This is a genomic window from Allobosea sp. GW823-FHT02B03 (assembly GCF_058797755.1).
In genome coordinates this window covers 52,511-66,042 of the sequence record NZ_JBXAJY010000005.1, presented here as the reverse complement: position 1 = coordinate 66,042, position 13,532 = coordinate 52,511, and the positions used below count along the sequence as shown (strand labels likewise).

At 65.5% G+C, this 13,532-nt stretch carries 16 protein-coding genes; 8 read left to right on the top strand and 8 right to left on the bottom strand.

Annotation, left to right across the window (positions count from 1 at the left end):
• Positions 1 to 228 precede the first annotated feature (228 nt).
• Both AC1REK_RS17425 and AC1REK_RS17420 read left to right on the top strand, forming a co-directional pair.
• The gene (locus tag AC1REK_RS17425) at positions 229 to 555 is read left to right on the top strand and encodes a hypothetical protein (protein ID WP_316018916.1); all 327 of its coding nucleotides are present in this window, start codon (positions 229 to 231) and stop codon (positions 553 to 555) included.
• Between the two features lie 88 nt (positions 556 to 643).
• Positions 644 to 1,006, top strand: coding sequence for a hypothetical protein (locus AC1REK_RS17420; RefSeq protein WP_492269070.1), 363 nt, complete (start codon positions 644 to 646; stop codon positions 1,004 to 1,006).
• A gap of 25 nt (positions 1,007 to 1,031) precedes the next feature.
• Here the strand turns inward: AC1REK_RS17420 and AC1REK_RS17415 are convergent, their stop codons facing one another.
• Positions 1,032 to 1,550, bottom strand: a complete 519-nt coding sequence (locus tag AC1REK_RS17415; protein WP_492269071.1) for a CreA family protein — start codon at positions 1,548 to 1,550, stop codon at positions 1,032 to 1,034.
• A 91-nt stretch (positions 1,551 to 1,641) separates the two neighbouring features.
• Here AC1REK_RS17415 and AC1REK_RS17410 point away from each other — a divergent pair, with 91 nt between their 5' ends.
• Entirely contained in the window at positions 1,642 to 2,217 is a 576-nt protein-coding gene (locus AC1REK_RS17410) for a GNAT family N-acetyltransferase (protein WP_492269072.1), read from the top strand.
• On the opposite strand, the gene AC1REK_RS17405 is transcribed toward AC1REK_RS17410, so the two are convergent.
• The 6 genes from AC1REK_RS17405 to AC1REK_RS17380 form a co-directional block, all read right to left on the bottom strand.
• Positions 2,187 to 2,720, bottom strand: coding sequence for a hypothetical protein (locus AC1REK_RS17405; RefSeq protein WP_492269073.1), 534 nt, complete (start codon positions 2,718 to 2,720; stop codon positions 2,187 to 2,189). The two genes, AC1REK_RS17410 and AC1REK_RS17405, sit on opposite strands and share 31 nt — an antisense overlap.
• A 38-nt stretch (positions 2,721 to 2,758) precedes the next feature.
• Positions 2,759 to 2,962 (bottom strand): DUF2783 domain-containing protein, encoded by a 204-nt coding sequence (locus tag AC1REK_RS17400; protein ID WP_492269074.1) that lies wholly within the window; start codon positions 2,960 to 2,962, stop codon positions 2,759 to 2,761.
• A complete protein-coding gene (locus tag AC1REK_RS17395) occupies positions 2,959 to 4,539 on the bottom strand; it encodes an FAD-dependent oxidoreductase (RefSeq protein WP_492269075.1) in 1,581 nt (526 codons plus the stop codon). The genes AC1REK_RS17400 and AC1REK_RS17395 overlap by 4 nt, the downstream gene beginning before the upstream one ends.
• Positions 4,539 to 5,093: a DinB family protein gene (locus tag AC1REK_RS17390; RefSeq protein WP_492269076.1), complete on the bottom strand. Its 555-nt coding sequence runs from the start codon at positions 5,091 to 5,093 to the stop codon at positions 4,539 to 4,541. Before AC1REK_RS17390 ends, AC1REK_RS17395 begins: the two co-directional genes overlap by 1 nt.
• A gap of 4 nt (positions 5,094 to 5,097) precedes the next feature.
• Positions 5,098 to 6,057 carry an MBL fold metallo-hydrolase gene (locus tag AC1REK_RS17385; protein ID WP_492269077.1) on the bottom strand — a complete coding sequence of 320 codons (960 nt, stop codon included), beginning with the start codon at positions 6,055 to 6,057 and terminating at the stop codon, positions 5,098 to 5,100.
• Positions 6,058 to 6,164: 107 nt separating this feature from the next.
• Complete coding sequence (locus tag AC1REK_RS17380) at positions 6,165 to 7,178, bottom strand: fumarylacetoacetate hydrolase family protein (RefSeq protein WP_492269078.1); 1,014 nt, start codon at positions 7,176 to 7,178, stop codon at positions 6,165 to 6,167.
• 62 nt (positions 7,179 to 7,240) lie between these two features.
• Between AC1REK_RS17380 and AC1REK_RS17375 the strand changes: the two genes are divergently transcribed.
• The 4 genes from AC1REK_RS17375 to AC1REK_RS17360 all read left to right on the top strand — a co-directional run bounded on the left by AC1REK_RS17375 (position 7,241) and on the right by AC1REK_RS17360 (position 11,124).
• Positions 7,241 to 8,326: a TRAP transporter substrate-binding protein gene (locus tag AC1REK_RS17375; protein ID WP_316018906.1), complete on the top strand. Its 1,086-nt coding sequence runs from the start codon at positions 7,241 to 7,243 to the stop codon at positions 8,324 to 8,326.
• A 247-nt stretch (positions 8,327 to 8,573) separates the two neighbouring features.
• Positions 8,574 to 9,155, top strand: coding sequence for a dTDP-4-dehydrorhamnose 3,5-epimerase family protein (locus AC1REK_RS17370; RefSeq protein WP_492269079.1), 582 nt, complete (start codon positions 8,574 to 8,576; stop codon positions 9,153 to 9,155).
• Entirely contained in the window at positions 9,152 to 10,072 is a 921-nt protein-coding gene (locus tag AC1REK_RS17365; RefSeq protein ID WP_492269080.1) for a Gfo/Idh/MocA family protein, read from the top strand. The genes AC1REK_RS17370 and AC1REK_RS17365 overlap by 4 nt, the downstream gene beginning before the upstream one ends.
• Positions 10,069 to 11,124, top strand: a complete 1,056-nt coding sequence (locus AC1REK_RS17360; RefSeq protein WP_492269081.1) for a glycosyltransferase — start codon at positions 10,069 to 10,071, stop codon at positions 11,122 to 11,124. Before AC1REK_RS17365 ends, AC1REK_RS17360 begins: the two co-directional genes overlap by 4 nt.
• A 331-nt stretch (positions 11,125 to 11,455) precedes the next feature.
• Here the strand turns inward: AC1REK_RS17360 and hmgA are convergent, their stop codons facing one another.
• The gene (gene hmgA, locus AC1REK_RS17355; RefSeq protein WP_327523001.1) at positions 11,456 to 12,814 is read right to left on the bottom strand and encodes a homogentisate 1,2-dioxygenase; all 1,359 of its coding nucleotides are present in this window, start codon (positions 12,812 to 12,814) and stop codon (positions 11,456 to 11,458) included.
• A 168-nt stretch (positions 12,815 to 12,982) separates the two neighbouring features.
• Between hmgA and AC1REK_RS17350 the strand changes: the two genes are divergently transcribed.
• On the top strand, positions 12,983 to 13,477 hold the full coding sequence (locus AC1REK_RS17350; RefSeq protein WP_316018904.1) for a MarR family winged helix-turn-helix transcriptional regulator: 495 nt from the start codon (positions 12,983 to 12,985) through the stop codon (positions 13,475 to 13,477).
• The last annotated feature ends 55 nt before the right edge of the window (positions 13,478 to 13,532 follow it).

Genomic DNA, 13,532 nt, shown 5'->3' with positions numbered 1-13,532 from the left:
CTGCGGCGTGCGCTTACGTCAAGTGGCAGCGCTGCAACGCTCTGCCGCCGACATGCGGCATTCATCGCCTTGTCCAGCGATTCCGGCTCTGGCCGCCGCAATCCCGCCACAAGCGCCCTCGCCTTGTGCGGCGCAACAAAGCTTGCCGCATTTCACCGTATTTTAAGCATTCGGAACCAAGCTGTGATGTCGAAGGTTCAGAGCTCGTCGAAGCTCAGGGAAAATATCATGCGCCGCGCAGTGGCTCTGGTCGGTTTGTTCGGGATCATCGGAGCCGGGCTTTCGCTTGCCGTGGTGCCCACCACCGGCACCGTCGCCGCCCCTAAGCCCGAGCGCACCTATCTGATCCCGGCCAGCGACGGCTACGGCGTCGCCGATTGCCTCGCCAGCAAGGCCGAATGCGGCCAGATCGTCGCCAATGCCTGGTGCGAGGCGCAAGGCCACCGCATCGCCAAGTCCTATGGTGTCGCCACGGCCGAGGATTTCACCGGCACCGTCAAGGTCGCGGCCTCGAGCGAGGCCGAGCGTCCGCTCGTCATCACCTGCGGACACTGACCCCTCCGGGCGAGATTTCCCCAGAGCGAGCCAAGCGCTAGCCTGAGCGGCCGCGGATCGACCCGGCCGTAGCAGGGAGCGTAGGCCCATGCCCCGTCCAGCATTGACCCATCCAGCACTCGTTGCCGGCCTTATCCTGGCGAGCCTCCTGCCGGCCCAGGCCTTCGAAGGTCGCTATCGCAGGGAAGACGCCAGCATGACGATCCGCCCAGCGGGCGCGGGCATGCTCAGGGTCGATGCCGAGATCTCGTACATACGCTGCGTCGGCGCGATCTCGGCCCGCGGTCGCGTCCAGGGCGACCGCCTCGTCGCCGAAGCCGAACGGGACGGCGACATCTGCCGGCTGGAAATCCGCCGCAAGGGCCGCAACCTCGTGGTGTCCGAGAGCGGCGAGTGCACGACCTTCCACGGCGCCAACTGCAACTATGTGGGCACCTACACGCCGCGCTAGAGGTCGCTGTTCAACCGCACCCGCCTCAGCGCACCCATTCGGCGCATTTCGCGACTTCGCCCATGCCGCCCCAGGGCATGATCGGCACGCTCGAGGTCGAGTTCTGCGGCGAACCGTCGATCAGCTTGTCGGTGTAGACCATGTAGATCAGCACGTTGCGCTTGACGTCGCAGCCGCGAACGATCTGCATCTTCTTCCAGATCAGCGAACGGCGCTCGCGGAAGACGACATCGCCCTGCGAGAACTTTTCCTTGAACTTGATCGGGCCGATCTGGCGGCAGGAGAGCGAGACGTCGGAGACCTCCTCGGCGACGCCGAACATGCCGGAGACACCGCCCTTCTCGGGCACGGTGTAGTGGCAGGCGACGCCCTCGACCACGGGATCGTCGACGCCGTAGACGGCGAGCTTGTCGTCCGGGGTCATCATCTTCCAGACCGTCGACTTGCGGAAGATCAGATCCTCCTGGGCCTGTGCCGGGACAAGCGCAGCGCCGCCGAAGGCGCAGGCAGCCAGCACGGCCAGGATATGACGACGAAACCGCATTCAAATTCTCCCGACGCTTTTCCGTATGACGCCCGGCAGGATATGGGATGCCGCGGCCCGGTGCACCAGAGCGGCCGGACAGAGCCGAGACATGACGACGACCTTGCCCGAATTCCAGACCGCGCGCCTCGCCCTGCGACCGCGCACGATCGCCGATCTCGACCTGATCGCCGCGCTCAACGCCGATCCTGAGGTGATGCGCCACATCGCCCCGATCGGCGATCCGGCCATGGGCAGGGAAGGCATCGCGGCGCGCAGCTTCAGCCATGTCGCCCGTGGGCTCGGCTACTGGTCGCTCTTCATACTGGACGGGGCCGAGGATTTCGTCGGCTATGTCGGGCTGATCCCGGATGGCGAAATGCCGGACCGTGTTCAGGTCAGCTACCGCTTCGCGACCCGGTACTGGGGCAAGGGCCTCGGCTTCGAAGCAGTCTCGCGCCTGCTGCATCACGGCTTCGAGGCGCTGGCGCTACCGGAGATCGCTATTGTCACGCATCCGCAGAACATCGCCTCGCTGCGGCTCGCCGAGAAGCTCGGCTTCGAGCCGGAAGCCACGCGCCCCGACGCGCTGATCGGCGACCCGCCGGTGCCGGCGCTAGGCTTGCGCCAGTCGCGGGCGCGCTGGCTGGCGCGGGCTCAGACGGCCAGCGGCCTGAACGCCAGGTAGGCGGCAGCGATCGCGCCAACCACGCCGAGCGCGAACAGCACGAGCTTGATGCGCGTGAAGCCGCTGGCGAAGGCGACCGTGCCCTCCTCGACCTTCGGATAGCGATCGAGCAAGCGGGCAACTGCAAGATTCTCGGCGATATCGCAGAGCCCGCCGAAGAGCCAGCCGCCGCCGCAAAGGGCCGCGACCCACCAGGGATAGCCACGCATCGACACCCCGGCGATGATGAAGCCACCGACGATAGCGTAGGTCAGCGCGACCGCCGCGTCGGCCGGCAGCAGCTTGTGGCGATAGGCGGCGCGGAGCCGCTCGCCATAGGCCGCGAAGAGCTTTTCGACATCGTCCTTGGTGAAGCCGTCCCAGTCGCTCTCCAGGGCGCGGGCGACGCCAAGCTTGCGAGCCCAGAGCCCGACCAGCCAGAACAGCAGCATCACCAGCGCCGGCCCCCAGAAGAAGAAGGCGAGCGGGATCAGCGTCGGGTAGAAGGGCGCGAGATCGTCCATCTGGCGGCAGGCTCCGGAATCCGTGGTCCGCGCCGACGTTATCGTGCTTGCCGCGCCAGCGCCACGGCCTCGCGCAGCACCGCGAGATCGCCGATCTGGTTGGCCAGGATCAACACCAGCCGCGCATTCAGCGCCGCGCTCTCGCGCTCGTCGAGGTCGCGGTGCGCCTCAGCCAGCAGGCGATAGGCGGCATCGGGGTCGGCGAAGCGGGCTTCGCGCGCAAGAACGGCGGGCTCGGTCATGATGCGCGGCCCTCCAGCCTTTCGATAGCCATGACGATGTCGGCCGGGCTCGCCTGACGGAACCGGGCCGCAACATGGCCGTCCGGCCGCAGGACGACGGCATCGCCCGGCGCCAGCCCATAGCGCCGCCTGAGGAAGTCGTCGCCGTCGGCAGCCGGCTCGACGGCGACCGTTCCCGACGGGGCGAACCCGGCCGCTCCACCGGTGATGACCACGGGCATGCCCGGCCGCAACGCCTCGCTCAGCCAGGCAGCGCGCCCTGCCCCGCCGGAAAGCGGCGAATCGAGGAACGGGGCGCCCGGCGGCAGGCCCCCCTCCCAGCCGGAATCAGGCGTCGATAGCGGCGAAGCCGCATAGGCCGAGGGCAGAGAAAGCCGGCCGGAATTGACGAAGCGCTGGGCAAAGGGAGCAAGCGGCGCCAGCGACAGGGCGGCAGCGCGCAGCAGGCGCTCGCCAGGCGAGCGCGGCGCGATGAAATCGGTCGCGCGCGTCGAGTTCAGGATGTTCTCGTCGGCGGCCAAGCCACGCTCGCTGTCATAGCTTTCGAGCAGCGCGGCCGGGCTCCTGCCCTGCAGGACCAGCGCCAGCTTCCAGCCGAGATTGTCGACGTCCTGGATGCCGGAATTGGCGCCCCGCGCGCCAAAGGGCGAGACCTGATGGGCAGCGTCTCCGGCGAAGATCACGCGGCCGTGCAGGAAACGGTCGAGCCTGCGGCACTGGAAGCGGTAGACCGAGACCCATTCCAGCGCGAAATCGGCATGGCCGAGCATGCGCTCGATCCGGGGGCGGACGATCTCCGGGCGCTTCTCATGCTCGGGATCGGCATCGGGGCTGAGCTGCAGGTCGATGCGCCAGACATCGTCCGGCTGCTTGTGCAGCAGGGCCGACTGGCCGGAATGGAAAGGCGGGTCGAACCAGAACCAGCGCTCGGTCGGGAACGGCGCCTGCATCTTCACATCGGCGATCAGGAAGCGATCCTCGAAAGCCTCGCCGCGAAACTCCAGGCCGAGCATGTCGCGGCTCGGCGAGCGCGCGCCGTCGCAGGCGACCAGCCAGTCGGCATGCAGCGAATAGTCCCCGTCCGGCGTGGCGATGGTGAGCGCGACTCCGTCCTCGCGGTTGACGAGGCCGGCCAGGCGGTTGCTCCAGCGCAGATCGACCAGCGGCTCGGCGAGTACGGCCTCGACCAGCGCCGCTTCGACGTAGAATTGCTGGAGGTTGATGAAGGCGGGCTGCTTGTGGCCGCCCTCGGGCAGAAGATCGAACTCGTAGAGCCCGGCATCCCCACGGAAGACCTTGCCCTTCTGCCAGGTGACCCCTTTCTCGACCATCGCCTCTGCGAGGCCGAGCCTGTCGAAGATCTCGAGCGTGCGCTTGGCGAAGCAGATTGCGCGCGAGCCCTCGCCGATCCGGTCGGCATCGTCGATCAGCACCACGGGGACGGCGCGACGCGCGAGGTCGAGCGCCAGCGTCAGCCCGACAGGACCTGCCCCGACGATGACGACCGGGTGACGCGCTGGGTCGGCAGCATCCTGGTCCAAGCTCCGGCGATAGGCGAACTGGCGGAAAGGCTGCATCAATACAGGGCCTCCGGCCCTTCCAGCCCGAGCGCCGTGAGATCGGCCGCGCGCCGGCCGGCATCGAAGGCGAGGAAAAACTCGTCGAGCTGCGGCGGGGCGATCCGGGTGCCGGCCAGCATGGCGTGCGCCTGGCCACGATGGTGGATCTGGTGCTGAAATAGGTGGCCGAGCAGGTCGTCGACCCGCTCCAGCACCATGCCGTCCTCGCCGCGGTCCGTTGGGACGAGGCGGGAGAGGAGCGCTTCGTCCTGGGCATCGCAAAAGGCGATCAGCCGCCGGTCGGAGGCGAGTTGCGTCGTGCGCAGCTCCGGCGCGGCCAGTGGCCGGATGCCGTCGAAGATCGCCAGCCCAACACCGCCCTCCTCCAGCATGTCGAGATAGTAGAGATCGACCGCGAGATTGTGGTTCAGGGTCTCGTGGAGCGACGGGAAGAAGCTCGTCCGCCGCGCCAGGAATTCGTCGTCGCTCAACTCCGCGCAAGCGCGCAACAGGCGGTCGTTCGACCAGGCGTTGTTGCGGGCCGCCTTGCGGAAATGCAGAGCGAGCGACACCGCCCTACTCCCGCAAATCCAGCCACATCTGGCGGTCGCGCTCATCCGTCCAGATGCGCGGGTGGTCGAGGCCGCCGGCCTCGTCATAGGCGCGGGTGACGTTGAAGGGCAGGCAGTGCTCGAAGATCACCCAGTCGCCATAGGCCGGCTTCAGCGCCTCGTGCACGCGCTCGAAGGTCTCGCGCAATGAGCGGCCGGCGGCGACATGGCCCCGCACCGCCTCGAAGAGATCGGAGAGGAAGGCGCGGGTACCCTTGATGCCGTCGGACACCATCGCCCGATTGGTCAGGGCAGCGCCGCGGCCCGGCACCATGGCGGCCGGCGCGAAGCTCGCCAGCGCATCGAGCGTCGCCGGCCAATCGGTGAAATGCGCATCGCCGCAATAGGGCGTCGCGCCGTATTCGACGAGGTCGCCGGCGAAGATCACATTGGTGTCAGGCATCCAAGCGACGATGTCGCCTGCGGTGTGGCCGCGGCCGAGCTTCATCAGCCGGACCTCGCGCGAGCCCAGCCAGATCGAGGCGTTGTGCGAGAAGGTGGTGGTCGGCCAGGTCAGGCCCGGGCGGATCGAGTCGGCACCCTGGAACAGGCGGGGGAAGCGGCCGATCTCGCTCGCCTTGTCCTCCTCGCCGCGCTCGACGATCATCGCCCGTGCCGCATCCGAGCAGACGATCTCGCGGGCGCCATAGGCCGGCGCGCCGAGCACGCGGACCGCATGGTAATGCGAGAGCACGACATGGCTGACCGGCTTGTCGGTGACCTCGCGCACCTTGGCGATGACGCGCTCCGCCATGGTCGGCGTCGCCTGCGCATCGAAGACGAGCACGCTGTCGTCGCCGACGACGATGCCGCTATTGGGGTCGCCCTCGGCGGTATAGGCGTAGACCCCCTTGCCGATCTCGTCGAAGGAGACGGTCTTCTCGCCGAGATCGGCGGTGGAGGCGAAAGCGGGGCCGTCAGACATCGTCAGAACCTTTCAGGCTTGTACTGGTGCGTATTGCGTTCGCCGGGAGCTACCTCGTCATCCCGGACAAGCCGCCAAGCGGCTGCTCCGGGATGACGGAGCGGCGTTCACCGCACATAGGGCATGATCTCCTGGTCGATCGCGCCGAAGATCGAATGGCCGGCTGCGTCTTTCATCTCGATGCGGACGCTGTCGCCGAAGCGCAGGAAGGGCGTCTTGGCCGCGCCGTCGCGGATGGTCTCGACCATGCGCTGCTCGGCGATGCAGGCGTAGCCGAGGCCGCCCTCGCCGACCGGCCGGCCCGGTCCGCCATCGGCATCACGATTGGAGACGGTGCCCGAACCGACGATGGTGCCGGCGACGAGCGGGCGGGTCTTGGCAGCATGGGCGATCAGCACGCCGAAATCGAAGGTCATGTCGATGCCGGCCTCAGGCTTGCCGAAGGGCTTGCCGTTGATCTGGGCAAGCAATGGCAGATGCAGCTTGCCGTCCTTCCAGGCGGAGCCCAGCTCCTCCGGCGTCACCGCCACCGGCGAGCAGGCCGAGGACGGCTTGGACTGCAGGAAGCCGAAACCCTTCGCCAGCTCCGCCGGGATCAGATTGCGCAAGCTGACATCGTTGACGAGCATGACGAGACGGATCAGCGCGCGCGCCTCGTCTGGGCCCACGCCCATCGGCACGTCGCCGGTGACGACCGCGATCTCGGCCTCGAGGTCGATGCCGTAATCCTCGCTCGCGATCCGAATCGGCTGGCGCGGGCCGAGGAACGAATCGGAGCCGCCCTGGTACATCAGCGGGTCGGTCCAGAAGCTCGCGGGCATCTCGGCGCCCCGCGCCTTCCGAACGAGTTCGACATGGTTCACATAGGCCGAGCCGTCGACCCATTGATAGGCACGCGGCAGCGGCGAGGCGCAGTCGTGCTCGTGGAAGCGGAAGGACGGCACGGAGCCGTGCTCCAGCCCCTCCGCGAGGTCGGAAAGGCGCGGCGCGCAGCGCTCCCAATCATCCAGCGCCCCCTGCAGCGTGGCCACGACCGGGAAGGCATCCGTGGCGCGGGTCAGGTCGTTCGAGACGACGACGAGACGGCCGTCGCGGCCATGCGTGAGCGATGCAAGCTTCATCTCTTTTCATTCCTCCCCGGACACGCCATGAAGGGCGCAACGAGCTTTCGGGAGGAGACCATATGGAACGCCGCACGTTTTTGAAAACTGGTGCGCTCGCTGCCGCCGCGACCTCGATCGCGATGCCGGCCATCGCCCAGTCGATGCCTGAAGTGAAATGGCGGCTGACCTCGAGCTTCCCCAAGCAGCTCGACACGATCTACGGCACGGCCCAGCAGTTCGCGAAGTTCATGTCGGACGCCACGGACGGCCGGTTCCAGGTCCAGACCTTCTCGGCCGGCGAGATCGTTCCCGGCCTGCAGGCGCTCGACGCGGTCAGCTCCGGCACCGTCGAATGCGCCCATACCCCGACCTATTTCTACATCGGCAAGGAGCCGGCCTTCGGCCTCGGCACCGGCATCCCCTTCGGCCTGAATGCCCGCCAGCAGCATAGCTGGTGGTACTTCGGCGGCGGCGAGCAGATCATCAACGAGGCCCTGGCCAAGTTCAACGCCTACTCGATCCCCTGCGGCAATTCCGGCTGCCAGATGGGCGGTTTCTTCCGCAAGGAGCTGAAGACGGTCGACGACCTCAAGGGCCTGAAGTTCCGCATCGGCGGCATGGGCGGCGCGGTCCTCGCCAAGCTCGGCGTGGTGCCGACGCAGATCGCCCCCGGCGATGTCTACCCGGCGCTGGAGCGCGGAACGATCGACGCCGCCGAATTCGTCGGTCCCTATGACGACGAGAAGCTCGGCTTCGTGAAGGTCGCGCCCTATTACTACTATCCCGGCTGGTGGGAGGGCGGCGCCATGCTGCACCTCGTCATCAACCAGGAGCAGTGGAACAAGCTGCCCAAGCACTACCAGGCCATGGTCTACCATGCCTGCGAGGCGGCCAATAACTGGATGCTGGCGAAGTACGACGCCGTGAACCCGGGCGGCCTGCGCCGGCTGGTCGGCCAAGGCGCGCAGCTCCGGGCTTTCCCGCAGCCGATCATGGAAGCCTCGCTCAAGGCGGCCGAGGAGTACTATGCCGAGACCTCGGCCAAGAGCGAGCTGTTCAAGAAGGGCTATGACTCGATGGTCGCCTTCCGCGGCGAGAACCTGCTCTGGTGGCAGGTCGCGGAACTCTCCTACGACGCCTTCATGAACCGGTTGAAGTCGCGCTAACAAATTGGAATGTATGAATATTTCAATTCTTCGACCATACTTCGTTGATCGAAGAGGGTAAGACGGGAATTCGTGGGATTGATTGATCATCAAGAGTCCCACGAATTTCACCTGGCCCCCTCGCGCTTTGACCTCGTTTATTGAGGTATTCGAGATTTTCCTGGCGCGCGGTCCACGCTCCTACCATGGAGTGTCTAGAGACCAGATTTGACATCAATCAGCCTGACGTGCCCGACGAGCATAACCCATGCCGACAGCCTCTTATGACCTGCCTGACGGCGTTGCCTTCCGATCGTTGAATCTCCATCGCGACGACCGCGGAGCCTTCCTCGAGATATTTCGCAACGAGTGGGGCACCGGTTGCGAGCCGATTCAATGGAACGTTGTACAGAGCGAAGCCAACGTCCTGCGCGGCGTTCACGTCCACATCACTCATGCCGACTATCTCGTCGTTATTGCGGGTAGAATGCAGTTGGGCCTTCACGATATCAGACCAGAGGCACCGAAGAATGCGGCATCACGGATGATCACACTCGATGCAACGCAACCTGTCGCGGTGACGATCCCGGCAGGTGTCTGTCACGGGTTCTACTTTCCAATCCCAAGCATCCACGTCTACGCAGTATCCCACTACTGGAACACCTCTGACGAATTGGGGTGCCGGTTCAACGCGCCTGAACTTGGGCTCTCATGGCCAACGACGGCGCCGCGCCTATCGGATCGCGACGCAACCGCTTCAGAATATCGTCAGATGGTGGATCAGTATCTCGCCGGACGGCAGACATTTGCAGCGACCGACGACAACAAACCGGGCCTGGAACGGGCATGACGGCGATAGGCTTGGTCGGTTTTGGTCGTTGGGGGAAGCTCATATTCCGAGACCTCCGCACGCTCGGTGCCGCAGTCCACGTGGCTGTGCGGTCCCCGGCGAGTCAGGCAGCGGCTCACGCCGCAGGCGCAAGCTCGGTTTGTCAGGATCTTCGGGACCTGCCGGGCGTTGACGGCTTTGTCGTTGCAACCCCAACATCGCTACACGCGGAAACCATCGAGCGCCTGATCCCACAAGGTCGGCCGATCTTCGTTGAGAAGCCGCTTACCAGTGATCTCAACAGTGCCCGCAGGCTGGTCGAGCTGGCGCCCGAACGCATCTTCGTCATGGATAAATGGCGTTACCATCCGGGGGTCGAGGCGCTCGGCGCCCAGGTTCGTTCTGGCGCACTTGGCGACATCCTCGCCGTGCGCACGTACCGGCTCGGTTGGGACAACCCACACCGCGATGTCGATGCCATGTGGATTTTGATGCCGCATGACCTGAGTATCGCCTACGAGATTCTTGGCTTCCTGCCTGCCGCTCGGGCCGCCTTCGTCACGATACCCGGTCGCGGCTATTCGAACCTGATCGCCATTCTAGAGAATCCGGGTGGCGGCCCGCAGGTCATCGCTGAAATCTCCGCTAATCATCCGGCATCCCGCCGGGCGGTCGTCGTTGTCGGAACCAAAGGCAGTGCCCAGCTCGCAGATTCCTATGACGACCGGATCCTCGTCGCCGACGGCACGCCCGGCCTTGATGCTGCACCGCCGAGACAGATCGCAGTTGGCAATGCCATGCCACTCCAGCGAGAGCTAGCCGCTTTTATCGCGCATCTCAACGGCGGGCCACCTCCGCGATCCTCTGCGGCCGAAGGTCTGCTTGTCGTTGAGCGGATCACCTCCCTACGGAGCCTTGCGAGCCTCGACCAGCCATGAATGCGCCGCGCTTCACTGTGCTCCTGCCAGTCAACCGCCCACCGGAACTGTTGCCTTTCGCAATCGAGAGTGTCCTCGCCCAGGAAGGCGTCGAACTCGAACTGTTCATCATCTGCGACGGCGCTCCTCCCGCGACCGCCGAATGCGCCCGAGCTTATGCAAAGCGAGATCCTCGTGTCAGCGCCTTTGTCTTCGAAAAGGGGGAAAGGCATGGAGAAGCTCACCGACACACTGCGCTGTTCGAGGCGCGTTATCCGCTCGTCGCCCAGATCGGGGACGATGATCTATGGTTTCCGGACTATCTGGCCACTCTCGGCCGCCTGCTTGAGAGGGTCGACTTCGGCAACTTGCTCCAAGCCAGTCTGGCGGTATCAGGCGCAATTCATGTTCCTCCTGGCGATTTGGCTGACCCGGCCATTCGCAGCAAGATGTGTCACGAGGCATGGAACTTCTTTGGACCTTCCACAGCCGGCTACCGACTGTCTGCCTATCGACGCCTGCCGATTGGATGGTGTCCTGCTCCGCCAGACGTCTGGACCGATCTTCATATGTGGCGGAAATTCCTCTCTCGCGACGACCTCGCCTTTGGAACGACGTTTGCCGTCCGGGGGATAAAATTAGGCGCCAATGAGCGAGTTGGCATGCCGCTCGCGGACCGAGCAGCAGAACTTGCCGCCGTAGCAGCCCATTTCCGGAATCCAGGCGAGCGCGAAGATTTCGCCGCTCGTGCGTTCAAATCCATCTGGCGCGGGCTCGATGTTTCACTGACTGCGGCGTCCCAGGCCCTGGAGCGCAGCCAAGCAGAGACGCATGAACTGCGCCAGCGCTGCGAGTCGGAGGCGCAGGAACTACGTCAGCGCTTCGAAGCAGATCTACGAAATCTGACTGTGCGCATCGGGGAACTCAACAGCGAATTGTCCGGTGTCTACGCCTCTGCGCAATCGATCGCGGAGCAACGCGACACGACGCTTGCCGCCTACCGTCAGGTCGTGTCCTCGAAGTCGTGGGCGGTGACGAAGCCGCTGCGTTGGGGCAAACAGAAACTTCTGTAGGTTGCTGGAAAAGGCGTTGGCGATGCTGCCTAGGGCCGCGGGCTTTTCCGGGTGAAGTGAGTGACAGGCCCATCAGCTCGAAACAGTGTCAACTCGATGGGCAGGTCGCGGAACTCTCCTACGACGCCTTCATGAACCGGCTGAAATCGCGCTGAGGAGCAACGCTTCTCCAACTCGTCATGCTCGCCCTCGTGGCGAGCATGCATGTCTTGAACACCGCCTGCGGCGAAGGAAGGCGTGAATGGTCGGGACAAGCCCGACCATAACGGAAAAGGCGCTGCCAAGAATTTAGGGCCCTTCGCGACCCGAAGTCCCGGAATGACGGCGAAGCTCACCAAGCCTCGGGCTTGTTCGGGTCGAAGCGCTTCTTCAGCCCGCTCCAGCAATCGGCATAGTTCTCCTGCAACTGCGGCAGGCCGGCGGCGTAGCCGGTGACGCGCTGGGCGAAGCGCGTCTCGAACATGAAAGCCATGGTGCCGGTGAGCTTCACCGGCTTCAGCTCGACCGTGCTCGCATGCTCGAAGGCCTGGGTGTCCGGGCCGTGCGGCAGCATCATGTTGTGCAGGCTGAAGCCGCCCGGCGTGAAGCCTTCGGGCTTGGCGTCGTAGACGCCGTAGATCAGCCCCATGAACTCCGACATGATGTTGCGGTGGTACCAGGGCGGACGGAAGGTGTTCTCCGCCACCATCCAGCGCTCGGGGAAGATCACGAAGTCGATATTGGCGGTGCCGGGCGTTTCGGAGGGCGCCGTCAGCACGGTGAAGATCGACGGGTCGGGATGGTCGAAGGAGATCGCGCCGACGGGCGAATAATGCCGCAGATCGTATTTGTAGGGCGCGTAATTGCCGTGCCAGGCGACGACGTCGAGCGGCGACTGGCCAATCGGGGTCGAGAAGATTTCGCCGCCCCATTTCGCATAGAGGGTCGAGGGCTCCTCGATATCCTCATAGGCCGCGACCGGGGTCAGGAAATCGCGGGGGTTGGCGAGGCAGTTGGCGCCGATCGGCCCGCGATCCGGCAAGGTGAAGCCGCCGCCATAGTTCTCGCAGACATAGGCGCGGGCCGGCCCGTCGATCAGTTCGCAGCGGAAGACGACGCCGCGCGGGATGACGCAGATCTCGCCGGGCTCGATCTCGATGATGCCGAACTCGGTGAAGAAGCGAAGCTTGCCCTCCTGCGCCACGACCAGGAGCTCGCCATCGGCACAGAACAGGTATTCGCGCTCCATCGAGGCGGTGACGAAGACCATGTGCGCGGCCATGCCGGCCTGGGCATCGCCGTCGCCGGCGGTGGTCAGGGTGCGCAGCCCGGTGAGGAAGGTCAGCTTCTCCTGCGGCACCGGGATCGGGCTCCAGCGCAGCGGCCCTAGCGAGGGCTTGGTCTCGTCGCGGCAGGGCGCGGTGCGAACCAGCCCCTTGTCGAGAAGCGTCCAGCGGCCGCCATGCTTGACGCTCGGGCGGATGCGGTAAAGCCAGGAGCGCTCATTGGTCGAGCGCGGGGCGGTGAAGGGCGAGCCGGAGAGCTGCTCGGCATAGAGCCCGTAGGCCGCCTTCTGCGGCGAGTTGCGGCCGATCGGCAGCGCGCCCGGCAGGCTTTCAGTCTCGAAGGAATTGCCGAAGCCCGACATGTAGCGCAGGCCGTTCTGAACCTGCTGGCTGATCGCCGAGAGCGACGTCGTCTGGACGTTCATGACTGCATCCTCCCTGGAGCCGTCGGCGCCTCTTGTAGTGGCACCGGTCCGGCGGTGATGGCGTTTCGGCAGGGGATGTGGAAATGGCGCACAGCTTCTGCGAAAACCGGCTTCCATCCGCTCCGCGCCCGCTGCCCGTTCCCCGCTGATTAGTTGCAAGTGAAACTAATGTCAACCAAACCGACCACGGCAGATGGCGAGCGCGCCCTGCACCTCGAGCAGTTCGTTCCCTACCGCATCAATGTGGCGGCGGTGTTCGCGAGCCGGGCGCTGGCGCGCATCTATGGCGAGCAGTTCGGCATCGGCATCCCGGAATGGCGGGTGATCGCCCAGCTCGGCGAATTCGGCAAAATGACCTCGCGCGACATCGGCGAGCTCTCGCAGATGCACAAGACCAAGGTCTCGCGCGCCGTCTCGGGGCTCGACCAGCGCGGCCTCGTCGCGCGCAGCGAGAACCGGGCCGACCGGCGCGAATCCTTCGTCTCGCTGACCGCGGCCGGGGCGCGGATCTACGCCCAGATCGTGCCGCTGGCGCTCGCCTTCGAGCAGCGCTGGACCGAGGGCATTGCACCCGACGAGCTGCGGACCTTCGAGCGCGTACTCGCCGTGCTGACCGAGCGCGGACGACTGCTGGCAGGCACCTATCGCGAGGACGGCGCCTGATCGTCGCTGACAAGCGCCGCGGGAGAGCCGCGGCGAGCCGGTCAGACGTACTCTT